The organism is Pseudomonas bijieensis, from assembly GCF_013347965.1.
GTDB lineage: Bacteria > Pseudomonadota > Gammaproteobacteria > Pseudomonadales > Pseudomonadaceae > Aquipseudomonas > Aquipseudomonas bijieensis.
In genome coordinates this window covers 1,461,682-1,487,832 of sequence record NZ_CP048810.1, presented here as the reverse complement: position 1 = coordinate 1,487,832, position 26,151 = coordinate 1,461,682, and the positions used below count along the sequence as shown (strand labels likewise).

The 26,151-nt window shown below is 62.4% G+C and carries 20 protein-coding genes and 2 pseudogenes; 7 read left to right on the top strand and 15 right to left on the bottom strand.

All coding sequences use genetic code 11. The annotated features are described in order from the left end of the window. Nucleotides 1-4 precede the first annotated feature (4 nt). From GN234_RS06195 to GN234_RS06185, 3 genes are all read left to right on the top strand, one after another. Nucleotides 5-688: a GltB/FmdC/FwdC-like GXGXG domain-containing protein gene (locus GN234_RS06195; RefSeq protein WP_109755152.1), complete on the top strand. Its 684-nt coding sequence runs from the start codon at nt 5-7 to the stop codon at nt 686-688. A 20-nt stretch (nt 689-708) separates the two neighbouring features. Continuing rightward, complete coding sequence (locus GN234_RS06190) at nt 709-2,049, top strand: FMN-binding glutamate synthase family protein (protein WP_109755151.1); 1,341 nt, start codon at nt 709-711, stop codon at nt 2,047-2,049. Nucleotides 2,050-2,522: 473 nt separating this feature from the next. Continuing rightward, nucleotides 2,523-3,848, top strand: coding sequence for an ammonium transporter (locus tag GN234_RS06185; RefSeq protein ID WP_116832114.1), 1,326 nt, complete (start codon nt 2,523-2,525; stop codon nt 3,846-3,848). 192 nt (nt 3,849-4,040) lie between these two features. Here GN234_RS06185 and GN234_RS06180 read toward each other — a convergent pair whose 3' ends face one another. From GN234_RS06180 to GN234_RS06140, 9 genes are all read right to left on the bottom strand, one after another. After that, nucleotides 4,041-4,964 (bottom strand): bifunctional 5,10-methylenetetrahydrofolate dehydrogenase/5,10-methenyltetrahydrofolate cyclohydrolase, encoded by a 924-nt coding sequence (locus tag GN234_RS06180; RefSeq protein WP_176689561.1) that lies wholly within the window; start codon nt 4,962-4,964, stop codon nt 4,041-4,043. Between the two features lie 97 nt (nt 4,965-5,061). Further along, entirely contained in the window at nt 5,062-6,741 is a 1,680-nt protein-coding gene (locus tag GN234_RS06175) for an APC family permease (RefSeq protein WP_176688087.1), read from the bottom strand. Nucleotides 6,742-6,818: 77 nt separating this feature from the next. Continuing rightward, nucleotides 6,819-9,161, bottom strand: coding sequence for a DUF1989 domain-containing protein (locus tag GN234_RS06170; protein WP_176688086.1), 2,343 nt, complete (start codon nt 9,159-9,161; stop codon nt 6,819-6,821). 15 nt (nt 9,162-9,176) lie between these two features. Further along, nucleotides 9,177-10,544: an NAD(P)-binding domain-containing protein gene (locus GN234_RS06165; protein ID WP_163854084.1), complete on the bottom strand. Its 1,368-nt coding sequence runs from the start codon at nt 10,542-10,544 to the stop codon at nt 9,177-9,179. Between the two features lie 21 nt (nt 10,545-10,565). Continuing rightward, complete coding sequence (gene purU, locus GN234_RS06160; protein WP_109755144.1) at nt 10,566-11,432, bottom strand: formyltetrahydrofolate deformylase; 867 nt, start codon at nt 11,430-11,432, stop codon at nt 10,566-10,568. A 30-nt stretch (nt 11,433-11,462) separates the two neighbouring features. After that, nucleotides 11,463-12,593 carry an aminomethyltransferase family protein gene (locus GN234_RS06155; RefSeq protein ID WP_176688085.1) on the bottom strand — a complete coding sequence of 377 codons (1,131 nt, stop codon included), beginning with the start codon at nt 12,591-12,593 and terminating at the stop codon, nt 11,463-11,465. 34 nt (nt 12,594-12,627) lie between these two features. Continuing rightward, the gene (locus GN234_RS06150; protein WP_176688084.1) at nt 12,628-13,641 is read right to left on the bottom strand and encodes a heme-dependent oxidative N-demethylase family protein; all 1,014 of its coding nucleotides are present in this window, start codon (nt 13,639-13,641) and stop codon (nt 12,628-12,630) included. 9 nt (nt 13,642-13,650) lie between these two features. Next, on the bottom strand, nt 13,651-14,580 hold the full coding sequence (locus tag GN234_RS06145) for a PDR/VanB family oxidoreductase (RefSeq protein ID WP_176688083.1): 930 nt from the start codon (nt 14,578-14,580) through the stop codon (nt 13,651-13,653). After that, the gene (locus tag GN234_RS06140) at nt 14,577-15,089 is read right to left on the bottom strand and encodes a dimethylamine monooxygenase subunit DmmA family protein (protein ID WP_176688082.1); all 513 of its coding nucleotides are present in this window, start codon (nt 15,087-15,089) and stop codon (nt 14,577-14,579) included. Before GN234_RS06140 ends, GN234_RS06145 begins: the two co-directional genes overlap by 4 nt. Before the next feature lie 290 nt (nt 15,090-15,379). Between GN234_RS06140 and GN234_RS06135 the strand changes: the two genes are divergently transcribed. The 3 genes from GN234_RS06135 to GN234_RS06125 are packed head-to-tail and all read left to right on the top strand — an operon-like array spanning nt 15,380 to nt 17,864. Beyond that, nucleotides 15,380-16,459: an ATP-binding protein gene (locus tag GN234_RS06135; RefSeq protein WP_116832123.1), complete on the top strand. Its 1,080-nt coding sequence runs from the start codon at nt 15,380-15,382 to the stop codon at nt 16,457-16,459. Next, on the top strand, nt 16,428-17,099 hold the full coding sequence (locus GN234_RS06130) for a response regulator (RefSeq protein ID WP_176688081.1): 672 nt from the start codon (nt 16,428-16,430) through the stop codon (nt 17,097-17,099). Before GN234_RS06135 ends, GN234_RS06130 begins: the two co-directional genes overlap by 32 nt. Next, on the top strand, nt 17,100-17,864 hold the full coding sequence (locus tag GN234_RS06125) for a PAS domain-containing protein (RefSeq protein WP_176688080.1): 765 nt from the start codon (nt 17,100-17,102) through the stop codon (nt 17,862-17,864). It begins immediately after the preceding gene. Nucleotides 17,865-17,965: 101 nt separating this feature from the next. Here GN234_RS06125 and GN234_RS06120 read toward each other — a convergent pair. The 5 genes and pseudogenes from GN234_RS06120 to GN234_RS06100 form a co-directional block, all read right to left on the bottom strand. Next, nucleotides 17,966-18,986, bottom strand: a pseudogene (locus GN234_RS06120) (branched-chain amino acid aminotransferase). A gap of 301 nt (nt 18,987-19,287) precedes the next feature. Next, nucleotides 19,288-20,671: pseudogene (gene lpdA, locus GN234_RS06115) on the bottom strand (dihydrolipoyl dehydrogenase). Between the two features lie 3 nt (nt 20,672-20,674). Beyond that, on the bottom strand, nt 20,675-21,952 hold the full coding sequence (locus tag GN234_RS06110; RefSeq protein WP_109755134.1) for a dihydrolipoamide acetyltransferase family protein: 1,278 nt from the start codon (nt 21,950-21,952) through the stop codon (nt 20,675-20,677). Then, nucleotides 21,953-23,011: an alpha-ketoacid dehydrogenase subunit beta gene (locus GN234_RS06105; protein WP_018605866.1), complete on the bottom strand. Its 1,059-nt coding sequence runs from the start codon at nt 23,009-23,011 to the stop codon at nt 21,953-21,955. Nucleotide 23,012: 1 nt separating this feature from the next. Beyond that, nucleotides 23,013-24,248: a 3-methyl-2-oxobutanoate dehydrogenase (2-methylpropanoyl-transferring) subunit alpha gene (locus GN234_RS06100; protein WP_109755133.1), complete on the bottom strand. Its 1,236-nt coding sequence runs from the start codon at nt 24,246-24,248 to the stop codon at nt 23,013-23,015. Nucleotides 24,249-24,440: 192 nt separating this feature from the next. Here GN234_RS06100 and bkdR point away from each other — a divergent pair, with 192 nt between their 5' ends. Next, a complete protein-coding gene (bkdR, locus tag GN234_RS06095) occupies nt 24,441-24,929 on the top strand; it encodes a Bkd operon transcriptional regulator BkdR (RefSeq protein WP_109755132.1) in 489 nt (162 codons plus the stop codon). A gap of 248 nt (nt 24,930-25,177) precedes the next feature. On the opposite strand, the gene GN234_RS06090 is transcribed toward bkdR, so the two are convergent. Then, nucleotides 25,178-26,041: an MBL fold metallo-hydrolase gene (locus GN234_RS06090; RefSeq protein ID WP_109755131.1), complete on the bottom strand. Its 864-nt coding sequence runs from the start codon at nt 26,039-26,041 to the stop codon at nt 25,178-25,180. Nucleotides 26,042-26,151: the final 110 nt, after the last annotated feature.

The window sequence follows — 26,151 nt, the reverse complement described above, 5'->3', positions numbered from 1 at the left end:
ACACATGAAAACCATCGATCTTTCCACTGCCACTGTGCGTGAACTCAATCAGGCGTTGCACGACCAGGTCAGCAACGTTGAAGACCGCGAATGGGTGGTGACGCATTCGGACGGCAAGCACAACCTCGCGGTCGGGGTGAACGAAGTGCTGTCCATCGATATCCAGGGTCACGCCGGCTACTACTGCGCGGGTATGAATCAGAAAGCCTCGATCACCGTCCACGGCAACGTCGGTGTCGGTTGCGCCGAGAACATGATGTCCGGCTACGTCCGCGTCAAAGGCAGCGCCTCCCAGGCGGCCGGTGCCACGGCCCATGGCGGGCTGCTGGTGATTGAAGGGGATGCCGGCGCGCGTTGCGGAATTTCCATGAAGGGCATCGACATTGTCGTAGGCGGCAGCATCGGCCACATGAGCTGCTTCATGGGCCAGGCCGGGCGATTGGTGGTCTGCGGTGATGCCGGCGATGCGCTGGGTGATTCCTTGTACGAGACCCACATCTACGTGAAGGGCAATGTGGAGTCCCTGGGCTCCGATTGCATCGAGAAAGAGATGCGTGCCGAACACCTCCAAGAACTCCAGGACCTGTTGAACCGTGCCGGTTTCGCGCACAAGGCGGCTGACTTCAAGCGCTACGGTTCGGCCCGTCAGCTGTACAACTTCAAAGTCGATAACGCGTCCGCGTACTGATCCGCGCGAGGAGAACAGATATGAGCGACCTCACCAGCCAAAAAGCGGCACCCGTACTGCGCGAGTCAGCCACCTTCGATCGTCTGACCATCCAGGAAATCCAGCGTGCCGCCGAGACCGGCATCTACGATATTCGCGGCGGCGGCACCAAGCGCAAGCTGCCGCACTTCGATGACTTGCTGCTGCTTGGCGCCAGTGTTTCGCGTTACCCGTTGGAAGGCTATCGGGAGAAATGCGGCACCGATGTGATCCTCGGCAACCGCTTTGCCAAGAAGCCGATCCACTTGAAGATTCCGGTGACCATCGCCGGCATGAGTTTTGGTGCGTTGTCGGCCAATGCCAAGGAAGCCCTGGGCCGTGGCGCGACCATCGCGGGCACCAGCACCACCACCGGTGACGGCGGCATGACCCCGGAGGAGCGCGGCCAGTCGCAGCATTTGGTCTATCAGTACTTGCCGTCGCGCTACGGCATGAACCCGGACGATCTGCGCAAGGCTGACGCGATCGAAATCGTCCTGGGGCAAGGCGCCAAACCCGGTGGCGGCGGTATGTTGCTGGGGATGAAAGTCACCGAGCGCGTCGCCGGCATGCGCACCTTGCCGATTGGTGTCGATCAGCGCAGTGCCTGTCGTCACCCCGATTGGACCGGCCCGGATGACCTGGCGATCAAGATTGCCGAGATCCGCGAAATCACTGATTGGGAAAAACCGATCTACGTGAAAATCGGTGCCAGCCGGCCGTACTACGACGTCAAGCTGGCCGTGAAGGCCGGAGCGGATGTGATCGTGCTCGATGGCATGCAAGGCGGGACAGCGGCGACCCAGGAGGTCTTTATCGAGCACGTGGGAATTCCGATTTTGTCGGCCATCCCGCAAGCGGTACAGGCTTTGCAGGAGATGGGCATGCATCGCAAGGTCCAGCTGATCGTTTCTGGCGGAATTCGCAACGGTGCCGATGTGGCCAAGGCCATGGCACTGGGCGCGGATGCGGTGGCCATCGGCACCGCAGCACTGATCGCGCTGGGCGACAACCACCCGCGCCTGGATGAAGAGCTGAAGAAGATCGGCTCGGCGGCCGGCTTTTATGATGACTGGCAGAACGGTCGCGACCCGGCCGGGATCACCACGCAGGACCCGGAGCTGTCCAAGCGACTGGATCCGGTGGAGGGGGGCCGCCGCTTGGCCAACTACCTGCGCGTCCTGGTGCTGGAAGCCCAGACCATGGCCCGGGCTTGCGGCAAGTCGCACCTGCACAACCTCGACCCCGAGGATCTGGTGGCGTTGACGGTGGAGTCGGCGGCCATGGCCCGGGTGCCGTTGGCGGGGACCAACTGGGTTCCAGGCTCTGGTACCGGTTATTGACAAAAACCTGGGGGAGCGAGCCTGCTCGCGATGACGGCGGCACCGTCAAAACTGCTGCAAGCTGACCCGCCGCTATCGCGAGCAGGCTCGCTCCCACAAGGGATCTGTGGCGTGCGCGATGCCTGTGAACGCCCCGGAAAAACCTGTGGGAGCGAGCTTGCTCGCGATGACGGTGGCACCGTCAAAACTGCTGCAAGCTGACCCACCGCTATCGCGAGCAGGCTCGCTCCCACAAGGGATCTGTGGCGTGCGCGATGCCTGTGAACGCCCCGGAAAAACCTGTGGGAACGAGCTTGCTCGCGATGACGGTGGCACAGTCAAAACTGCTGCAAGCTGACCCACCGCTTTCGCGAGCAAGCCCGCTCCCACAAGTCCTGTTCATGGCATTTATATTCGAGAGGCCGAAAAGGCCCGTCTCTCATTCTTTATTGCTCGCTGCCCGACACTCACCTTTCTTTGCAGGAGCTTTGAACATGGTCAATCGTCTTCTCGGCAAATCCCTTCTCGGTTTATTGGCGGCCGGTGCATTTGCGCCCTTGGCCCAGGCCGCCGATGCACCCGCCTTGAACACCGGCAGCACCGCCTGGATGGTCACTGCCGCGGTGCTGGTGCTGTTCATGTGTCTACCGGGACTGGCATTGTTTTACGGTGGCTTGGTCCGGGCAAAGAACATGCTTTCGCTGTTCACCCAATGCTTCGGCATCGCCGGCCTGGTCGGCGTGCTGTGGGTAATCTATGGCTACAGCATGGTGGTCGACAGCACCGGCATGATCGAGGGGCAGGTGACGTTCAACAGTTTCGTCGGTGGTTTGAGCCGGGCCTTTCTGGCGGGCATGACCCCGGAGAGCCTGGTTGGGGATATTCCGGAAGGTGTATTCGTGACCTTCCAGATGACCTTCGCGATCATCACCCCGGCGCTGATTGCCGGTGCATTCGCCGAACGCATGAAGTTTTCGGCGGCGCTGTGGTTCATGGCGTTGTGGTTCACCCTGGTGTACGCCCCGGTGGCGCATATGGTCTGGGGAGGCGCGGGCGCTTTGATGCACAACTGGGGCGTACTCGATTTCGCCGGTGGCACCGCCGTGCACATCAATGCCGGTGTCGCCGCTTTGGCCGCGTGCCTGATTCTCGGCAAGCGCAAGGGCTACCAGAACACGCCGATGCCCGCCCACAACCTGAGCCTGACCATGGCCGGTGCGGCGATGCTCTGGGTGGGCTGGTTCGGTTTCAACATCGGTTCCGGCGGTGGCCTCAACGGCACTTCTGGCATCGTCATGCTCAACACCCAATTGGGGGCGTGCGCCGGTATTCTCGGCTGGATGTTCACCGAGTGGTTCAAGGTTGGCAAACCGAGTGCTTTGGGCTTGGCCAGTGGTGCCTTGGCGGGTCTGGTGGGCATCACGCCGGCGTGCGCGTATGTCGGCGTCGGCGGTGCGTTGGCCATCGGTTTGTTGTGTGGAGTGTTCTGCTACCTGAGTGTCACCGTGCTCAAGCGGCGCTTCGGTTATGACGACAGCCTCGACGTGTTCGGCTTGCACGGCATTGGCGGGATGATCGGCGCGGTGTTGACCGGGGTGTTCTGTGTGCCGTCGGTGGGGGGATTGGTCGAAGGCGTGACCATGGGGGCTCAGGTCGTGGCGCAAATCAAAGGCGTACTGCTGACGACGGTTTACTGTTTTGTCATCAGTTGGGTCATTCTCAAGGTGATCAACGCGGTGATCGGTTTGCGCGCCGATGAGTCGGTGGAGGAGATGGGGCTGGACCTGGCTGAACACAACGAGCGTGCTTACAACCACTGATAGTTACGGTTGTTTTTGGCTTTATTTGAGAAGGCCCGATATTTATATGGTTTGGTGTGCATATCCGTTTTTGCGGTAACGGATATACACACCAATCCCACCCAAAAAACACGCTAGGAACGGAAGATCAGAATCTCCGGGAACGATCAAGTAAACAGCATTACACCCTCGAACGGGTCGTACGCATTGTGCTCAACTCACCACCAGATGGCTGGCAGATGTCTGCCCGCGGGCCTGGGCCGCATGCTGCAACTGGCTGGCGATCAGGGTGTTCTTCAGCAGATAGGCAATGGTCATCGGCCCGACGCCACCGGGTACTGGCGTGATTGCGCTGGCGACGGTGCGCGCGCTGGCGTAGTCGACATCACCCACCAGATGGCTGCCGGATTCGTCCGTAATACGATTGATCCCGACATCGATCACCACGGCGCCAGGCTTGAGCCAACTGGCATCGATCAGCCCGGGACGGCCTACCGCCGCGACGACGATATCGGCCAGTCGACACAACGCCGGGGCATCGACGCTGCGTGAGTGCACCACGCTGACCGAACAGTGAGCCTGCAACAACAAGGTCGCCATGGGCTTGCCGACGATGTTCGAGCGCCCGACGACCACGGCGTGCAAGCCGCTCACATCGCCGCAGGTTTCGTGCAGTAGACGCATGCAGCCGCTGGGCGTGCAGGGTGTCAGCACTTCCATGCCTTGCACCAGGCCGCCGACGTTCTCGCGATGAAAACCGTCCACGTCCTTGACCGGGTCGATGGCCTGGATGACTGCCGCTTCGTCGATATGTCCCGGCAACGGCAACTGCACCAGAATGCCGTTCACCGTGACATCGGCGTTCAGTTGGGCAATCAGTTCCAGTACCTGGTGCTGGCTGGCATTGGCTGGCAGACGGTACTCCAGGGAGCGAATGCCGACTTCCTTGGCCCGCAGCAATTTGTTGCGCACGTAAACCTCGCTGGCCGGATCTTCGCCCACCAACAATACAGCCAGGGCGGGGTAGATGTGCCGGTGCGCGAGGGCCAGAACCTCTTCTCGAACCTCGTCGAGAACCAGGGCGGAGATGGCCTTGCCGTCGATATCGCGAGCAAGTGCGGGGGTGGTGCCGATCAAAAGAGTCACCGTTGTCTTGGATGATAGAGGGGCGAAATAATCACCGAGGCGTCGTTGCGCCTCGATGATTCATCAGGGATCTGCAAGCAAAGGGTGTTCAGACTACCAATTGATGGCTGCCGTACACCACTAGAACACCTGCGACCAGCGTGAGGTAAGGCAACCAGCCCGCGCGTTTTTGACCCGTATCAGCCTGGACGTAGAGATCGTTAAGCATGGCTTCGGGGAAGTGCCCGTTGTCCTGCACATAGTGGCGGTAGCAGAACACCGGCAGGATCAACAGCGCCAGCAGCAGGCCGGTCGTCAGGGTTCCCGCGCCCCAGATATCGGCGCCCAGCCCCATGCAGGCCAGGTTGACGAAGCTCAGCACACCACCGGCCGCCAGGAGCACGGTAGGGGCTTTGTACGGGCGTATCCAGTCGGGACGATCCAGACGATGGATCCAGCCTGCGTTGAGATTGAGGAAGTTGAAGATGATGTAGCTGACGTTGGACGCCGCGAGCACGAAGACATAGTCGGACATCAGCAACAGCAGCAGGTTGAAACACAGGTCGGTCCACATCGCGGCGGTGGGCGCGCCGTGTTCATTGGTGCGGCCCAGGTACTTCGGCAGCCAGCCATCCACCGACGCCTGGTACAAGGTGCGCGATGAGCCGGACATCGACGTCATGATCGCCAGCAGGGTGGCCAGGACCAGCATGATCAGCATGATGTTGGCGACCAGTTTACCGCCGCCGATACTGTCCGCCATCACCTGGCCGACGCCCATGCCGCTGTAGATCGCGGGCGACAGCAGGCCGCTGTAGACTGCCGGCGAAACCACTGCACCGCTGGCGTCCAGCACGGCCGGTGTCACCAGTTGGCCGAGTCCCAGGCTGCCTTGAAACGCCAGCGGCACCAGGGTGAACACCAGAATGCACAGCAGACCCGCATAGAAAATCGCCTTGAACGTGTCGCGCTTGGGGTCTTTGAATTCCCGTGTGTAGCACACCGCCGTTTCGAAGCCGTAGGTGGACCACGCGGCCATGAACAGACCGCCGGCCATCAGTGTCCAGCCGGACAGATCCCAGGGCCCATCGATCACTTGCCCGGCGGCATCATGGGCCAGGGGGTACAACGGCAGGAAATTGGCCTGGGCCGCATCGCCGGTGAGCAACGGCACCACGCCCACCAGCAGCAAGGGGATCAGCGACGTCACGCCGAGCACCAGGGTCAGGCGCGCCGAGCGCAGAATACCGCCATGCTGCACGGCGAACACCGTCAGCAGGATCAACAGACCGATGGCGAATGTCGCATTGATCCGCAGTGACAGGCCGCTCTTGATCCAACCCAGATCGAGCAGGGTCAATTGCCAGGTATTGATCAGCGCATCGGCGGGAAACAGTGCGGTGAGTATGTAGCCGGCTGCCAGCCCTGAACCGATCGACAGCACCGGCGACCAGGCCAGCCAGTTGCACCACACCGAAACCGGTGCGATCAGCTTGCTGTAGCGTACCCAGGCGACCGCGCCATAGACCGAGGCGCCGCCGGATTTGTGCGGGAACAGTCCGGCGATTTCGGCATAGGTGAAGGCTTGGATAAACCCGAACAGGATCGACACGATCCAGACGATCCAGGCCGGTTTGCCCACTGTGGCGGCAATCGCGCCGATTGAAAACAGCACCAGCGCGGGCACGCCACTGGCAACCCAGAAAGCCCCGCGCCAATCGATCTTGCGGTGCAGGCTGCCAACGGTGCTGGCGGCCTGCGGTACGGTCTCGAACGTAGTCGCTTCCATCTTCGTATTCCCATGTCTGAGTAGCGGAGTAGTGGGGGCAGTCAAAGTCAGGGTGGCGCCCAGGTCCGTCTGGTCGATCAACTGCGCACCCGGCTCTTTTGCGGGTCGTAGAAAATCGCTGCGGTGACCTCGGCGCTGATGCGCTTCTGCAGGCCATCGACTTTGCCGATCTCAAGCGTCGTGCCGACGTCGGCGCAGGCCACGTCGACCCGGCACAGCGCGATGTTGCTGGCCAGCAGCGGCGAGCGGCAGGCACTGGTGATGACCCCGACCTGGGCCCGGCCGCGATACACCGGGTCACCGTGGTGGGCGGCTTCGTTGCCACTCAGTTGCAGGCCCACCAGCTTCTGGGCGGGATGGGCACTGCGCCGCAACAGCGCATCGCGGCCGATGAAGTCGTCGGTTTTGCTGTTCATAGGCACAGAAAAACCGATACCTGCCTCGAAAGGATCGGTCTGGTCGCTGAACTCGTAGCCGGCGAAAATCAGTCCGGCTTCGATGCGCAGCATGTCCAGTGCTTCCAGGCCCAGCGGTACCAGGCCCAGCGGTTGGCCCAGTTGCCAGATCCGGTCCCAGACCCGCTCGGCATCTTCGGGCTGGCACCAGACTTCGTAGCCCAGTTCGCCGGTGTAACCGGTGCGCGAGATCATCAGCGGGCAGCCGTCGTAACCATCCAGGCGGCCCACCAGGAAGCGGAACCAGCCGAGGGTTTCCAGGCTCGGTTGGGTCGCTGGGGTCCAGACCATCTGCTTTAGCAGTTCACGACTCATCGGGCCCTGGACGGCCAGGTTGTGAATCTGCTCGCTGGCGGATTTGACCCAGACCTTCATGCCGAGCCTTTGCGCCTGTTCGCGCAGCCAAACTCCGGCGTAATCCTCACCGCAGATCCAGCGGAAATTATCCGGGCCCAGGCGCAGCAGGGTGCCATCGTCGAGCATGCCGCCATGCTCGTGGCACATCGCCGAGTACACCACTTGACCCACCGCCAGGCGCCGCACATCCCGAGTCAGGCAGTACTGCAACAAGGCTTCGGCGTCGGGGCCGAGGATTTCGAATTTGCGCAGGGCGGTCAGGTCCATCACCGCGACGCGTTCGCGGCAACCGAGGTATTCCTCGATGGCGCCATAGCCGTCGTAGCGCAGCGGCAGCCACCAGTTTCGGTAGTCGGTAAAGCTGCCAGTCAAGGCGCTGGTGCGTGAGTGGAACGCGGACTCACGGGTGAGGATCGGGTCGGCATCGGCCGTGGTACGAGTGCTCATGGCGATGGAAAAACGCTCCTTTTCGCTGTAGAGGCGGACATGGATATCGGTCGGGTTCCAGCCGTTGGCCGGGTCGATGTCATCCGGGCATGAGGTGCTGCCACACAGCAGATCGGTCATGGCTCGCAGCAGCACGTAATCGCCGGGACGCGACCACGGCTCGTCCAATGTCATCTGCTGGTGGGCGTCGATCCCGGTGTTGAAGAACAAATTGATCGCCGGCCAACCGCTGCGAGCCTCGACCCCGTGAGGCGCCAAGGCCCGGCTCAGGTTGTCGCTGCAGTTGTCGTGCCCGAAGTAGCCATGGCTCTCGTAGTAACGCGCGGCACAGGCCAGGGCGAAGGAGTCGTGGCGGCCGACGGTGTCACGCACCACTTCCAGCATCGGTTGCATCTGCCGGTCAAAAAACTTCGAGAACAGTCCCGGTGCCGGGTAGGCGCTGCCGTTCAAGGTGCGGGTAACGGTCTGGTCCAGGTCCAGTTCCTGGCCGCGATCCAACGCCCGCCGATCGAGGGCGACGAAGTCCGAGCATTGGCGGCCGGCGACGTCGAGCACCTGCACGTATTGCCCTTTGCCGACCGTGTAGCTGTGGGCGGTGCCGGCGTGAAGAGTGAATTCGTCGAGCAACTCGCCCAACGGTTCGGGTAATGCCGGGAGCAGCAGCGACGAGGGATTGGCCCGAGTCACCCACAACCGCAGCTCGCTGGGCCGGTATTGCCGATCGACGGACGTGGGACCGGCGGGCGCGGCGACAATCACCAACAGTTCATCGCTGGCGACAAACTGGCGGCTGAAGTCGGCAGGGCTGTCCTCGTCCCAGAGTGAAGCGGCATTGGGCAGGTGGTAGGGATCAACGCCGCGTCGGCGCAACGCCTGGTGGATACGTCGAGCTTGCAAGGTCGGTTCGGCGAGCCGTGCGCCGATGAATTCGCAGGCCGCCGAACCGCTCAACGCCCAGGCCGCCAGCGCGCTGTGACCGTGGGTGTCCACGGCCAGCAGTTCACAGGATTGCTGACCTTCAAGGTCGATCACTTGCAGGCTGTCGCCGGGCTGCAAGGCCACCAGCGTCAGGCCGCCGGCCGCCACCCGATAGCGCTCCAGGGCCGGGGCCCGGGCAAAGAGTCCGGGCTCGCGCGGATGGGAAACACGAGGTGCGTTCATGGTGGGGCTCCCGGGTCAACCGATCGACTTGACGGACATCGGCGGCTCAGCGAGGTACGCCGCCATCGAGTCGTCCAGCGCATGCAACCAAGGGGTGTGGTGCGGCGGTGACTGGGTTCCGGTCATCAACGAGCGATAGGACTTGTCGCGATAACCCATGATGTTCTCCGCTTTGTCGTGCTTCCAGTGCAGGAAGGTTTCATTGACGGCGGCGATGTCGAAGTTCGGGTAGTCGGTGGCGTCCACCAGGTGCTGGATGTAGGCGCCCTGGTATTCGAACATTTGCTGGTTGGTTTCCAGTGTCTGTTCCTGTTCGTGCCATTGCCGGCTGTCGGCGATCATTTCGGCCTGGCCGGGCAGTTGAATGCGCCCCAGGATGACATCGCGGGCGTACCAGGCTTGGGCGTCGAACATGTTGAACGAGTACCACTGATCCTGCATGCCGAGGTAGATCAGTTGCGGGTTGGGCTCCCAGAAAATGCCTTTGTACAGATTCATCGGCCATAGCCGGTTATCGGTCTTGAGGCACAGTTCGTCCGGCAGGAAGGGGAAGTGATGTTTGTAGCCGGTGCAGAGGATCACCGCATCGACGTGCTTGTGGGTGCCGTCGATAAAGTACGCGCGGTTTTTTTCCAGGCGCTGCAACAACGGTTTTTCTTCCCAGTTGGCGGGCCAGTCATAGCCCATCGGCGCGGTGCGGTAGCAACTGGTGATGCTGCGGGCGCCGTATTTGTAGCACTGGGAACCGATGTCTTCGGCAGAATAGCTGCTGCCGACGATGAGCAGATCCTTGCCCTTGAACTCCAGTGCATCGCGGAAATCATGGGCGTGGAGGATGCGCCCGCCGAACTGCTCGAATCCGGGGAAGTACGGCATCTTCGGCGTCGAAAAGTGCCCGCAGGCGTTGATCACGTAATCGAACTGCTCCGAGGTCTGGGTATCGCTGCCGTGGTCGTGGGCAACCACCGTGAAGCGGCGAGTCGCTTGGTCAAAGGTGACCTGGCGCACCACGTTGTTGAACCGGATGAAATCCCGTACCCCGGCTTTTTCGACCCGGCCCTTGATGTAATCCCAGAGCACTTCCCGCGGCGGGTAAGAGCCGATGGGGCGGCCAAAATGCTCTTCGAAGGTGTAGTCGGCGAACTCCAGGCATTCCTTCGGGCCGTTCGACCACAGGTAGCGGTACATGCTGCCATGCACCGGTTCGCCGTTCTCGTCCAGACCGGTGCGCCAGGTGTAGTTCCACATGCCGCCCCAATCCTGCTGTTTTTCAAAGCACACCAGTTCGGGAATGGCGGTGCCCTGGTCGCGGGCTGACTGGAAGGCGCGAAGTTGAGCCAGGCCGCACGGGCCGGCGCCGATGATTGCTACGCGTAGTGTCATGAGCGTGCCTCCTGAAGGGTTTCAGCGAAAGATCACTGTCTTGTCCTGATTGATGAACACCCGGTGTTCCAGGTGGTATTTCAGGGCTTTGGAAAGGGCGACGGTTTCGGTGTCACGGCCGATGGCAACCAGCGAATCGGGCAGGTGCGTGTGGTCGACGCGCTGGATTTCCTGCTCGATGATCGGCCCCTCGTCGAGGTCGCTGGTGACGTAATGGGCGGTCGCGCCGATCAGCTTCACGCCCCGGTCATACGCCTGGTGATAGGGTTTGGCGCCCTTGAAACCGGGCAGGAACGAGTGATGGATGTTGATGGCCCGACCGGACAGTTGCTGGCACAGGCCGTCGGAGAGAATCTGCATGTAGCGGGCGAGCACCACCAGGTCGGTCTGGGTGTCCTCGACAATGCGCATCAGCTCGACTTCCTGGCTGGCCTTGCTGTCCTTGGTGACCGGCAGGTAGATGAAGCGAATGCCTTCACGTTCGGCCATGGCCCGCAGGTCCAGGTGATTGGAGACCACGGCAGTGATGTGCATGTCCATCTCGCCCTTGCGGTGGCGGTACAGCAGGTCGGTCAGGCAATGATCGAACTTGCTGACCATCAGCAGCACCCGGGTTGGCTGGCTTGAGCAGAACAGTTGCCACTGCATGTCGAAGCCGCCGGCCAGGTCGCCCAGGTCTTCACGCAGGGCGCCGATATCGCCGGTCACACCGGTGTTGAAACGAAAGACCGCGCGCATGAAAAACTGCCCGGTGAACTCATCGTCGAATTGCGCGAGCTCACTGATGTAGCACTGTTGCCGGGCCAGGCAGGTACTGATCGCGGCGACGATGCCGGACGCCGCCGGGCAGTTGATCTTGAGAATGTAGTGTTCGCTGGAGGTGTCCATCGAGGGCTCCCTGTGCAAGGTGGTAGAGGCTCAGCCCTTGGCCGTGCGCTTGGTTTTTTCCGGGTCGTCGAAGGGAAGGGCGTGGGTCACCGCGGCGCTTTCCTGGCTGCCACGCACCTGCAAGGCAATCCCGGGAACCGAGCAGGTGACGTTCATGCGGGCGATGGCCATGGAGCGTTTGCTCAGGCGCGAATACATGCCGCAGGTGATCACCCCGACTTGCTGGTTGCCCTGCCACAGGGTGTCGCCAGCCTCGGCGGCGCGCACACCGTCGAGCAACACGCCGGTGATCTTGAAGCGCTCCTGGCCGCGCAACCGGAAGTGCTCCTCGGCGCCACGGAATTCGCGTTTGTCTGGAGAAACGGTGAAATCCAGGCCCATTTCCCACAGGGTGTCGCCGGCCTTCTGGTCGGCGAAGGGGTACATCTGCGAGTTGTCGTAGGGGAAAAACATCAGCGAGCTTTCCACCCGCAACCAGTCCAGGGCGGTAAAGGCGCAGGGGATGATGCCCAGGCCCGCGCCCTGTTCGAGGATCTTGTCCCACAGCGCCGGAGCATCGGCTGCCTTGCAGAAGATCTCGTAGCCGCGTTCGCCGGTGTAGCCGGTGCGAGAGATCATCACCGGGCGATCGAACAGGCGGGTTTGCAGGTGATGGAAATAGGGCAACTGGCGAATCCCGGGGACGTGCTCGGCGAGAAAGTCCACCGCCAACGGCCCTTGCAGCGACAGGTCGTGCAGGTCGTCGTCGAACAGCACCGCCACTTGCCGGCCCTGGGATGAACGCACCAGCATTTCGTGACCGCTACCGGCGCCGTGGACCACCATGAACGCGTTAGGCCCGGTGCGGTAGACGATGCAGTCATCGACGAACTTGCCTTCCGCGTCGAGCATCGAGGCATACACCGATTTGCCGGGGTAGAGCTTGGCGATGTCGCGGGTCGTGGCCCATTGCAGCAGGCTTTCGGCATGGGGGCCGACGTAGTGGACTTTCTTCAGCCCGGAAACGTCCATCAGCCCGGCGCGGGTGCGGATCGCTTGATGGTGATCGGCCAGGTCGCTGGCATAGGTCCAGGCAGTGCCCATGCCGTTCCAGTCTTCCAGGTTCGAGCCGAGTGCGCGGTGCCGTTCGGCCAGTGCAGAAATACGCCATGAATGAGCCATGTGAGGATCCTTGTCGGTGAAAGTGGGTCAGGGTTCAGGCCTGGTCGAAGCGGCTCAGCCACTGGACCAGGGTCTGTCGGTAGCGGCTCATGCCTTTGTAGTCGGCAATCGGCTCGGGCAGATCGCGCAGCACGCGGTGCAGGCGACAACCCCAGCCGGGTTGAGTGACCAGTTCGTCCATGCTGATCAGGTAGGTGCGAATGCTGAACATCACCGCGTGACTGCGCGGCAGACGGGCCATCACTTGCAGTTCGACGCGCAGATGCACCTGTTGCCCGACGTTTTCAGCGCTGATGCGGCCGCGATCGGCGCCCCATTCATGGAAAGTTTCGGGCGAGGAGTCCAGGCGCGGGTTGATCGTCAGCGTCCAGTTCAGGCGCCGCACCGGTTGGCCCACTTGCAGGTTGAGCAGGTACTTCAGCGCACGGTCGAACACGCCCATCTGATGGGCCATGGGCACCGGTGAATGCCACTGCTTGAAGCTCATGCCGGCGTCGAAGGCCAGGGACCAGTCGGCCGGGCTGGTGACCAGGCCGGCGTCCATGTACAGATCGCCGTCGCGCTGATCGAGCAGGGCAAAATCGCCCTGCACCTGGCGGCCGATGAATTCCAGCGGCTCGCAGGGCAAGCTGGTGGCGTCACCGAAGACAAAGTGCTGATCGATATTGAGCAGCGTGTTGTGCCAATGCCAGTGATCACCGTCACGCGCCAGCTGGAACCACTGCGGATAGTCGGCGGCGAGGTGTTCCATGAGCATCTGCAGCGCATCCCAGGCGGCCACTTGCATGTGCGGCATCACCAGATAGCGGCGCGGATCCTTGTCCAGCACCAGGGCGCGTTCGGCCATTTCCGAACGGTAGTGTTCATCGATATCGAAGCCGTGCTGGTAAACCGAGCCCGGATCCCGGGAAGTCGCCGGTTCGATGTTCACCGAGTACAGGTAGCTGTCCTCAGTGAAGGGAAAGGGAAAACGGCGGATGGCCGCGGGGCTGTTGCGAAAACTGAAGTCGTCTCGGTAACTCTGCACGGGGCTTGATTGAATGGTCATGGTCGACTCCTAAAGGTCCAGCGAAACGCAAGGGCCGCAGCCGCGGGAAACACAGGGCATGAGAAATTCAGCCTGCTCGGCGGGGCTCAGAAAGCTGTCGCGGTGTTCGATTTTTCCGCCCACGTGGCGGGTCATGCATTGGCCACAGACGCCGCCGCGGCACAGGTTGGGGATTTGCAGTCCAGCGGATTCCAGGGCTTCGAGCAGGCTTTGTTCGCCGCCGACCCGCAGGCGTCGGCCACTGCGCAGCAGTTCCAGGTCAAAGGGCTGGCCTGGCTTTGCGGCACTGAAGGCTTCCCAGTGCACCCGGCCGGGCGGCCAGCCAAGGACACTGGCCTGTTGCCGAACCGCATCGAGCAACGGTTGCGGACCACAGGTGTAAACGTGGCTGCCCAGCGGCCGATCCCTCAGGACGTGCTTCAGCTCCGGACGGCAGGTGTAGGTGTGCAGTCGCGATCCCAGCCGCTGTTGCAACTCCTCGACATAGGCATCGCTCAGGCCCGGGCGATAGACGTAGTGCAATTCGAAGGGGGCTTGGCTTTGTTCCAGGGCCGCGATGTAGGCCATGAACGGCGTGATGCCGATGCCTCCGGCGATCAGGATGTGCAGGCCGGCGGTCGAGTGCGGCGCGAACAGATTGGCCGGCGGCGAAATCTGCAGCGTATCGCCGATCTGGACGTGCCGATGCAGGTAGTGCGAGCCGCCGCGAGAGGCTTCCTGCAGGCGTACGGCGATGCGGTAATGCCGATTGTCCGCAGGGTCGCTGGTCAGCGAATAGGCATTGCGCACCTTGCCTTCGGTCAGCGGCAGGTGAACCTGCACGTGGCTGCCGGGGGAGAATCCTGGCAATGGCCCGGTGCAGGATTGAAGGGTGAATTCTCGCACCACCGGGGTGAGCATTCTTGCCGCGCTGACCCGCACCTCAAGCGCGACGCTCATGGCCTTACTCCGCTGCAAGGCTGGTCGGGGTTGCTGCAGACGCCGAGGTACGCCCCCAGGCGTTGGGAAAAGTGTTCGCGCACTTCCAGCCCGACATCGCAACCGATGCAGCTCAGCAGCGATTCCGGCCCGGCAGTCTGGGTCAGGCCACAATGCACGCAATACACCCGGCGCGAGCCGGCCAGCGTGCGGGTGATGTCGATCTCGGCATTTTCCAGTCCGGCGCTGCGGGCCTCGCCGTGGATGCGCCAGATAAAGGCCTCGTCGCCCATGATGTAGAGATGGCTGCCGACGGTGGCGTTGACCAGCACCTGGTGCAAGCGCCGGGCAAAGTCGGCGTTCTCGCCGTTCAGTACCAGGGGCTGTTCCAGTGTGCCGACAATGGGGGAACAGGCGGCCGCCGATTGCATGACCACGATGTGCCGGGTGGCGCTTTCACGCGGCAGCGGCTGGCGATAGCACGGGAGGCTGTGAAGTCGGTCCGGGGCGGCGCAGTGTCTATCCGTCATGTGGGCTTTCCTGGCTGATCCGCGCCTGTCGAAGGGCGGGAAAGGGCGTGTTTGACTGGAAAAATGTTTCCTGTTGGGGAAGATACTTTCCTATGGGGAAAATCTTCTCAATCCGGAAAAAGGGCTATGCCTTTGGAGATAAGCCTTGTGCGCCCGCCTGATCGGGGCATGGAAGTTGCTGGTCTTTGCCCAGGGCTGAGCAACCGGACGGGGAGTTATCCATAGTGCGACTACGACCGCAGTGGTGGCCGCTCTGGTTGGGGCGTATCCGCCCCGACCAAGCGCGCAGCGTGCGAAAACTACTGACAGGATTGCCCTTGTGTCAGGCGCACGCTGACGGTGCTTTGTCGGGTTTCCTGGACCGTTTCGAAGCACTGCTACCCAGTTGCAAACTCAATCTGATCCTGGGCGGCGAAGACCTGGGGCCGGCGCGGCGCGGATTGCTCGAAAGCTGTCAGGGCGTAGCGCGTTGCCCTTGGCGTGACTCGACGCTGACTGAGGCGGCGCAGGTCTGTGGCGCTTGCCGGCAACGGGGTGTACATCGCCTGCTGTGTGCCTTGCCGCCAAGTGACGACTCGGGCAAAGGGCTGTTGTTGCTCGATACCCCACAACCGGTCCACGCCAGTTGGCGCCTGTTGCTGGAGGAGGCGGCGCAGGCGGTCGGCGTCACCGTGCGCTTGCGCTGCTACACCCGCGAGCAACAGCGCAAACAGGCCACGTCCCGGCACGGCGCGTTGGCCCGTGAGCTGCACGATTCGGTGGCTCAGCAGTTGGGTTACCTGTCGTTCCAGGCGCGTTTACTGCAATCGCAGTTGGGCGAGCCGGTGCAGGCCAGCGCCGGGTTGCAGGAACTGTGCGTCGGCTTGAGCCAGTTGCAGCGCCAGGTGCGCGAGCTGATCACTAACGCTCGCCTGACCATGGACGGGCGCTCGCTGCGCCAGGCCCTGGCCGACTCCATCGCGGAGTTTTCGCGACGCTGCATCATTGTTTTCGAACTGGACAATCGCCTGGCTGACGATGCCTTGAGCCCCGGCACCGAGCTACAGGTTTTGCAGATCATTCGCGAAGCACTGGCCAACGCGGTGCGCCATTCCCATGCGCGGCATGTACGCATCGAGTTGCGGCAAAACCAGGACGGTGATGCCTCTATTTCGGTGGAGGATGACGGCATCGGCCTGAGCCCGGCGTCAGGGGAGGAAAACCACTTTGGCCTGGCGATTATCCGCGAGCGCGCCGCGAGCATTGGCGCCCGGCTGACAATTGAAGCGATCCGCCCGCATGGGGTCCGCGTACACCTTGGCCTTCGCCGCCACCAAGACCTGCCAGAGGGGAGTTTCGATGGACTGCACGACCTTATTACTGATCGATGATCACCCATTGTTTCGCAAAGGCCTGGCGCAGCTGTTCGACGCCAGTGACGACTTCGAAGTGGTGGGGCAGGCGGCCAGCGGTCGCGAAGGCATCAACCTGGCCGTGAGCCTGGCGCCGCAGCAGGTCTTGCTCGATCTGCACATGCCCGGTTTGAGCGGTTTGCAGGTACTCGACGAACTGCGTCAGTTGCGCCTCGACTGCCAGGTGGTGGTGCTCACCGCCTCGATGGATCGCGCCGAGCTGTTGACGGCCTTGCGCCTGGGGGCCAGTGGCTACGTGCTCAAGGAAACCGAACCCGATGCGTTGTTGAGCTACATGCGCAATTGCCACAAGGGCGCGATCGTCCTGGATTCAACTCTGGTGGCCCTGCTGGCCGATCAGGGCGGGTCGGTGAGCCGGACCACTCACGATCTGGACCTGCCAGACACAGGCAACCTGACTGAGCGCGAGGGGCAGACCCTGGCCCTGATCGGCGCCGGCATGAGCAATAAACAGATCGGCCGGGAACTGGGGATCAGCGATGGTACGGTCAAGATCTATGTGAGGAATCTGTTGCAGAAGTTCAGCCTGCACTCTCGCCTGGAACTGGCGGCATGGGTGCACAACGGCGCGTCAGTGAGACACGAGGAGCGTCATTAGATGATGGAACGACCAGAGGCATTTGTGCAGACACTGCCCGTGCACCTGATGGATCGCTTTCCGGCGGCGTTGCTTGAACTGGGCGACAGCGGTCAGATTGCCCACTTCAACCTGGCCTGGGTCGAGCTGATGGACCTGCCAGGCACGGAACGCAACCTCATCGACTATGTGCACCACGAAGACCGGTCGTTGTGGCGTCAGGCCCTGCATGAACTGCGTCGACGCCCCGAAACCTCCTTCAACCAGCGGCTGCGTTTTGTTCACCCTTCGGGAGAGCTACGCTGGTTCGAGGTCAGCCTGAAGCGCGGGCCCGAGGGTTTCTATCTGGTGGCCGGCGACGTCACTGCGCACAAGCGGCGCGAGATTGCCTTACAGGCGAGCCAGCGCAGCAGCATGAGCCTGCTCGACAGCATGCCGGGGCTGATCTATCGCGGTCGCAACAACCGTGACTGGACCATGGAATTCGTCAGTGCCGGTTGCCTGCAACTGACCGGATATCCACCGGAGCGGCTGGTGGACAACCATGAGTTCACCTACAACAGCCTGATCCTGGCGCAGGATGCCGATTACGTCTGGCGCGAGGTGCAATATGCCTTGTCGCGGCAGGAACCGTTCGAACTCAATTACCGGATTCGTTGTGCCGATCAGTCGATCAAGCATGTCTGGGAAAAGGGCGTCGGGATCTATGCCGACACGCGTGAAGTGCTGGGTATCGAGGGGGCGATTTTCGAGCGCAGGGCGGATCGGCCCAGAGCCGACAGGTGACGGCAGAGGCGCTCTCCTTTTTTGAATCCTGAAGCACTTTGTAGCGAGGGGATTACCCCCTCGCTACAAAGAAGCGCCTAAGTGCTACGGATGGGCCTGGCTCAAACCTTGACGATCCAACCCGCTGGCGCTTCGATGTCGCCGGTCTGCACGCCAGTCAGCTCTTTGTAGAGCTTCTGGGTGATCGGGCCGACTTCGGTTTCGCTGTGGAACACGTGCAGCTTGTCCTTGTAGCTGATGCCGCCGATCGGGGTGATGACCGCGGCGGTACCGCAGGCGCCGGCTTCCTTGAAATCCGACAGCTTGTCGATGAACACGTCGCCTTCGATCACTTCCAGGCCCAGGCGCGATTTGGCCAGTTCGATCAGTGACAGGCGGGTGATGCCCGGCAGGACCGAAGGGGAGTTGGGGGTGACGAATTTGTTGTCGTGGGTGATGCCGAAGAAGTTGGCCGAGCCGACTTCCTCGATTTTCGAATGGGTCATCGGGTCCAGGTAGATGCAGTCGGCGAAACTGGCCTTCTTGGCCTGGGAGCCGGGCATCAGGCTGGCGGCGTAGTTGCCACCGACCTTGGCCGCGCCAGTGCCTTGTGGGGCGGCACGGTCGTAGCTGGAGATCAGGAAGTTGTGCGGGGTCAGGCCACCCTTGAAGTAGGCGCCGACCGGGATGCAGAAGATCGAGAAGATGAACTCGGGTGCGGTGCGCACGCCGATGTTGTCACCCACGCCGATCACGAACGGACGCAGGTACAGCGCGCCGCCGGTGCCATAAGGCGGGATGAAGCGCTCGTTGGCGCGGACCACTTGCTTGCAGGCTTCGACGAACTGCTCGGTTTCGACGTGCGGCATCAGCAGGCGCGCGCAGCTGCGTTGCATGCGGGCGGCGTTCTGGTCCGGGCGGAACAGGTTGATCGAACCGTCCTTGCAGCGATAGGCCTTCAGGCCTTCGAAGCACTGCTGACCGTAGTGCAGCGCAGTGGAGCCCTCGCTGATGTGCAGCACGTTGTCGTCGGTCAGGGGTGCCGGCGTCCCACGCGCCATCGCGCCAGTGCGACAGGTAGCGCTTGTCGGTCTTGATGTAGTCAAAGCCCAGTTTGTCCCAATTGATGCTCTCGTTACCCATGACACCCTCTATTTCTTAACAACCGTCGAAACGGTTCAAGGCTTCTGACGTTTTTTGGATGGGGACAACAATACTTCATTCCGGGGGTGTTTCGCAGCCCGCTCGATAGGTGACAGGCAGATTTTCTGCCGACTTCCCCGTGGCGAGGGAGCTTGCTCCCGCTCGGCTGCGAAGCAGTCGTAACCCGCTCAACGCGGTGTGGCTGAACGATCCTGGTGCCCGGATTGGGGCCGCTTCGTAGCCCAGCGGGAGCAAGCTCCCTCGCCACAGTGAAACTCACGCCTACAGATGCGCTGCACGTCTATAGATGCAACGCATGCCCCAACGCCCGCAACGCCGCTTCCTGCACTGCCTCGCCCAGCGTCGGGTGGGCGTGGATGGTGCCGGCGATGTCCTCCAGGCGTGCGCCCATTTCCCAGGGACTGGCCGAACGCGGTGGACAGCTCCGAGACGCCGACGCCGACGGCTTGCCAACCGACGATCAAGTGATTGTCCCGGCGCGCCACGACCCGTACGAAACCGCTTTTCGATTCCAGGGTCATGGCCCGGCCATTGGCGGCGAACGGGAAGCTCGACACGATGCAATCCAGTCCGGCGGCCTTGGCGTCGTCCGGCGTCTTGCCGACCACCACCAGTTCCGGGTCGGTGAAGCACACCGCCGCGATGGCGGTCGGGTTGAATTCCCGGTGCTGGCCGGCGATCAGCTCGGCGACCATTTCGCCCTGGGCCATGGCCCGGTGGGCGAGCATCGGTTCGCCGCTCAGGTCGCCGATGGCCCAGACATTGCGCATGCTGGTCTGGCAACGGTTGTCGATTTTCACGGCCGAACCGTTCATCGCCAAGTCCAACGCTTCGAGATTCCAGCCCTGGGTGTTGGGTTTGCGACCAACGGCCACCAGCACCCGGTCGGTGTCCAGGTTCAGCGTCTCGCCATTGGGATCACGCACTTGCAAGGTGCTGGCCTGGGCATCGAAGCCTTCGACGCTGTGCTTGAGGTACAGCTTCACGCCCAATTGCTTGAGCGCTTCGTGCACCGGTTGGGTCAGTTCGCCGTCGTAGGCTGGCAGGATCCGTTCCTGGGCCTCGACCACGCTGACTTCGGCGCCGAGCTTGCGGTAGGCGATGCCCAGTTCCAGGCCGATGTAGCCACCGCCGACCACCACCAGGTGCTTGGGCACCGAGGTCGGGGCGAGGGCTTCGGTGGAGGAAATGATCGGCCCGCCAATCGGCAGCATCGGCAGGTCGACGCTTTTCGAACCGGTGGCCAGCAGCAGGTGTTCGCACTGGATGCGGGTGTCGCCGACGTCAACGGTCTTGCCATCGACCATCTTGGTCCAGCCGTGAATGACCTGGACCTTGTGCTTTTTCAACAGCGCCGCGACGCCGGTGGTCAGGCGATCGACGATGCCGTCCTTCCATTCCACGCTCTTGCCGATGTCCAGGCTTGGCGCCGACACCGTGATGCCCAAGGCCGAGCCTTGGCTGTGGTGTTGCGTCTGGTGGAACTGCTCGGCCACGTGAATCAAGGCCTTGGACGGAATGCAGCCGATGTTCAGGCAGGTCCCGCCCAACGCCTGGCCTTCCACCAGAATGGTCGGGATGCCCAACTGGCCGGCGCGGATCGCCGCCACATAGCCGCCGGGGCCGCCGCCGATGATCAGCAGTGTGGTGTTCAAAGTCTGCATCGCTTACTCCACAAACAGGGTGGCGGGTTGTTCGAGCAGGCCACGCAAGGCCTGGATGAATTGCGCCGCGTCCATGCCGTCGACCACTCGGTGATCGAAGGAACTGGAGAGGTTCATCATCTTGCGGATCACGATCTGGCCCTTGATCACCATGGGCCGTTCGACGATTTTGTTCACGCCGACAATCGCCACTTCCGGCAGGTTCAGCACCGGGGTGCTGACGATGCCGCCCAACGCACCGAGGCTGGTCAAGGTGATGGTCGAGCCGGATAGCTCATCACGACTGGCCTTGCCATTGCGCGCTGCGGTGGCCAGGCGCGAGATCTCCGCCGCGCTGTCCCACAGGCTGCGGGCCTCGGCGTGACGCACCACCGGCACCATCAGGCCCACATCGCTCTGGGTCGCGACGCCAACATGCACGGCGCCCGAACGATGGATGACCTGGGCTTCGTCGTCGTAGCGGGCGTTCATCTGCGGGAAATCCCGCAGGGCCACGACTAACGCGCGGACCAGGAACGGCAACAAGGTCAGCTTGCCGCGACTGGCGCCGTGTTTTTCATTCAGGTGTACCCGCAGTTCTTCCAGGGCCGTGACGTCGATTTCCTCGACGTAGCTGAAATGAGCGGCGCGTTGGGTTGCTTCCTGCATGCGCTGGGCGATCTTGCGACGCATGCCGATCACTGGGATCTGCTGCTCGTCGTGGCGTTCGGCATAGCCCGAACCGCCCTTGGCCTGGGTCGATGGACCCTGAGCCAGATAAGCCTCGAGGTCTTCATGCAGGATACGCCCGGCGGGACCGCTGCCCTGGACCAGGCGCAATTGAATGCCCAGGTCCAGCGCGTGCTTGCGCACGGCCGGCGAGGCCAGTGGGCGTTCTTCGGGATCGCGGGCCACCGGCGCTTGCGGGGCGCAGCGTGGCGCAGTGGTCTTTTCCACCACGGGTTCAGGTGTTGCCACCGGCGTCGGCTTTGGCGTCTGTGGAGCCGCCTGCGTCGCCGCAGCTGGCGCCGGTTGTGCCGATTCTTTCAGGTTACCCGCACCTTCGACTTCGATGCGGATCAGTTCACTGCCCACCGCCATGACTTCGCCCGGCTCGCCACCCAGGGCGATGACCCGGCCATGCACCGGCGAGGGAATGTCGACCATGGCCTTGTCAGTCATGACATCAGCCAGTACCTGGTCCTCGACCACCATGTCGCCGACCTTGACGTGCCACACCGACAGTTCAACTTCGGCGATGCCTTCGCCAATGTCCGGCATCTTGATAACGTGCGTGCCCATTCAGACCTCCATGACCCGTTTCAACGCCGCGCCCACACGGGACGGCCCTGGGAAATACGCCCACTCCTGCGCATGCGGGTAGGGGGTGTCCCAACCGGTGACACGCTCGATGGGCGCTTCCAGGTGGTGGAAGCAATGTTCTTGTACCAACGACACCAGCTCGGCGCCGAAGCCGCAGGTGCGGGTGGCTTCGTGGACGACCACGCAACGGCCGGTTTTTTTTACGGATTTGACGATGGTCTCAAGGTCCAGCGGCCAGAGGCTGCGCAGGTCGATGACTTCGGCGTCTATGCCGGTTTCTTCGGCCGCCACTTGGGAGACGTAGACCGTGGTGCCGTAGGTGAGAACCGTCACGTCCTTGCCCGGGCGGGTGATGGCGGCCACGTCCAGCGGCACGGTGTAGTAACCGTCTGGCACCTGTGCCGAGGGGTGTTTCGACCACGGTGTCACGGGACGATCGTGGTGGCCGTCGAACGGGCCGTTATACAGGCGCTTGGGTTCGAGGAAGATCACCGGGTCATCGTTTTCGATGGAGGCGATCAGCAGGCCCTTGGCATCGTAAGGGTTCGAAGGCATGACGGTGCGCAAGCCACAGACCTGGGTGAACATCGCCTCGATGCTCTGGCTGTGGGTCTGGCCGCCGTAGATACCGCCGCCGCAGGGCATGCGCAGGGTCATCGGCGCGGTGAACTCGCCGGCCGAGCGATAGCGCAGGCGCGCGGCTTCGGAAATGATCTGGTCCGAGGCCGGGTAGACGTAGTCGGCGAACTGGATCTCGGCCACCGGCCGCAGTCCGTAGGCGCCCATGCCCACGGCCACACCGACGATGCCGCTCTCAGAGATCGGTGCATCGAATACCCGCGAGGTGCCGTACTTGTTCTGCAGGCCTTCGGTGCAGCGGAACACGCCGCCGAAGTAACCCACGTCCTGGCCGAACACCACGACGTTGTCGTCTCGCTCGAGCATGACGTCCATGGCCGAGCGCAGGGCCTGGATCATGGTCATGGTGGTAGTGGTCATGGCGGTGTCCAGCGCAATATTGTTGTTGTGATCGTTCATGTCAGATCCCCAACTGCTGACGCTGGCGCTTCAAGTGCTCCGGCATCTCTTTGTAGACGTCTTCGAACATGGTCGCGGCGCTTGGAATCTGTCCGCCGGCGAGGGTGCCGTACTGCTCGGCTTCTTTTTGCGCGGCGATTACCTCGGCTTCGAGTTCGGCAGTGACGGCGGCATGTTCCTCTTCGGACCACTGGCCGATCTTCACCATGTGCTGCTTGAGGCGCGCAATCGGATCGCCCAGCGGGAAGTGGCTCCAGTCGTCGGCGGGACGGTACTTCGAGGGATCGTCGGACGTGGAGTGTGGGCCAGCGCGATAAGTGACCCATTCGATCAGCGCCGGGCCGAGGTTGCGGCGGGCGCGTTCGGCGGCCCAGCGCGAGGCGGCGTAGACCGCCATGAAATCGTTGCCATCCACACGCAGGGAGGCGATGCCGCAACCGACGCCGCGTCCGGCGAAGGTCGTGGCTTCACCGCCGGCGATGGCCTGGAACGTCGAGATCGCCCACTGGTTGTTGACCACGTTGAGGATCACCGGCGCGCGGTAGACGTGGGCGAAGGTCAGGGCGGTGTGGAAATCCGATTCGGCGGTGGCGCCGTCACCGATCCAGGCCGAGGCGATCTTGGTATCGCCCTTGATCGCCGAGGCCATGCCCCAGCCCACGCCCTGGATGAATTGCGTGGCGAGGTTACCGGAGATGGTGAAGAAACCGGCGTCCTTGACCGAGTACATGATCGGCAACTGCCGGCCCTTGAGCGGATCGCGCTCGTTGGACAGCAGCTGGCAGATCATGCCCACCAACGGCACCTCGCGGGCCATCAGGATGCTTTGCTGGCGATAGGTGGGGAAGCACATGTCATCGATGTTCAGCGCCAGGGCCTGGCCGCTGCCGATGGCTTCCTCGCCGAGGCTCTGCATGTAGAACGACATTTTTTTCTGGCGCTGGGCGACCACCATGCGGTTGTCGTAGATGCGCGTCTTGAGCATGGCACGCATGCCTTTGCGCAGGATTTCGAGTGGCACGTCTTCGGCCCATGGGCCGTGGGCATTGCCCTGGTCATCGAGCACGCGGATCAGACTGCGGGCCAGGTCGGCGGTGTCGGACGGTTCGACGTCGATGGAAGGTTTACGCACTGTGCCGGCATCGGACAGATGCAGGTAGGAGAAGTCGGTCTTGCAGCCGGGACGGCCCGAGGGTTCGGGGACGTGCAGGCGTAGCGGTTCGTACGCTGGGTTCATGGCTTTCTACGCTCGATCTTGTGAATTTCTTGTAGTGGGCGCGCTAGCTGACGAATTTCCCCGGGTACGGGAAATTGTCCTACAACAATCATAGGCTCGACGCAGAAGAATATTTTTCTCTGTTGGCTTGCTGTTCAGATCATTTGCAGATAAAAAATCTGCACAACGATAAAAAACAGGATTATTTGTCTCATGCGTAAATTGGATCGCACCGACATCGGGATTCTGAACAGCCTTCAGGAAAATGCCCGCATCACCAACGCCGAGCTTGCCCGTTCGGTCAACCTTTCTCCGACCCCGTGCTTCAACCGCGTCCGGGCCATGGAGGAACTGGGGGTGATCCGCGAGCAGGTCACGCTGCTGGACGCCGACCTGCTGGGGTTGCACGTCAACGTGTTCATCCATGTCAGCCTGGAGAAGCAGGTGGAAGAGGCGTTGCAGCACTTCGAAGAGGCGATTTCCGATCGACCGGAAGTGATGGAGTGCTACCTGATGGCCGGCGATCCGGATTACCTGATCCGCGTGCTGGTGCCAACCATCCAGTCGCTGGAGCGGTTCATGATGGACTTTTTGACCAAGGTCCCGGGTGTGGCGAATATCCGTTCCAGCTTTGCGCTCAAGCAGGTGCGCTACAAGACAGCGTTGCCGTTGCCGGCCAATGGGCTGACCTTGGGTACCTGATCAAAAGACCAGTCCCTGAGGGAGCTAGCTGTCATTCAACAATGATGCAAGCAGACCCACCGCCATCGCGAGCAAGCTCAGCTCCCACAGGGATTTGTGGTGTTGCCGGGTACTGCGACCGCCGCCGATTCTTGTGGGAGCAAGGCTTGCCCGCGATGGCGGCGGCACATTCAATATCGCTGCAAGCAGACCCTCCGCTGTGGCGAGGGAGCTTGCTCCCGCTGGGCTGCGCAGCAGCCCCCAAGCATCTAGAGCTGGTTGATCGGAATCTTCAGATACGTCACGCCATTGTCCTCCGCCGGCGGCAGGTGGCCCGCCCGCACATTCACCTGGATCGCCGGCAACAGCAGCGTCGGCATGCCCAGTGTCTTGTCGCGCTGGGTACGCATGGCGACGAACGTGGCTTCATCGATGCCGTCGTGGACATGGATATTGTGCTGGCGCTGCTCGCCCACGGTGCTCATGCATTGGGGCTCGCGTGCATCCGGTGGATAGTCGTGGCACACGTAGAGCCGCACCCCGGCGGGGAAGGCCAGCAGCTTGCGGATCGAGGCGTAGAGCTGATGGGCGTTGCCGCCGGGGAAGTCGCAGCGGGCGGTGCCCACGTCGGGCATGAACAGCGTATCGCCCACCAGGATCACGTCGCCGTCAATCAGGTACGCCATGTCTGCCGGGGTGTGGCCGGGCACGTGCAGCGCCGTGGCCTTGAGGTTGCCGATCAGAAAGGACTCGTCGGCGGCGAACAGGTGATCGAACTGCGAGCCATCCACGGCAAATGGCGCTTCGAGGTTGAACAGGGTCTTGAAGACGCTCTGGACCTGCCCGATGGCTTGGCCGATGGCGATCTTGCCGCCCAGTTCCCGGCGCAGGTACGGCGCGGCGGACAGGTGATCGGCGTGGGCGTGGGTTTCCAGCAGCCATTGCACCGTCAACTGGTGTTCGCGTACGAAGGCGATCACCCGGTCAGCCTGGGTGGTGGCGCTGCGTCCCGAGGCCGGGTCGTAGTCGAGCACCGGGTCGACCACCGCGCATTGCCCGCCATCGTGTTCAAAAACAACGTAGGTGTAAGTCTTTGAGGCGGGGTCGAGAAAGCTCTGGATCTGCGCGGGCATGACAGCGAACCTATACGGGAAGAAGCGGTTGCAACGCTCGAGGTTTACAACATATGGTCCGCAGCTTAGTGAGGGCCAAGGCGTCCTGCAAATGCGATCGCACCTGCCAA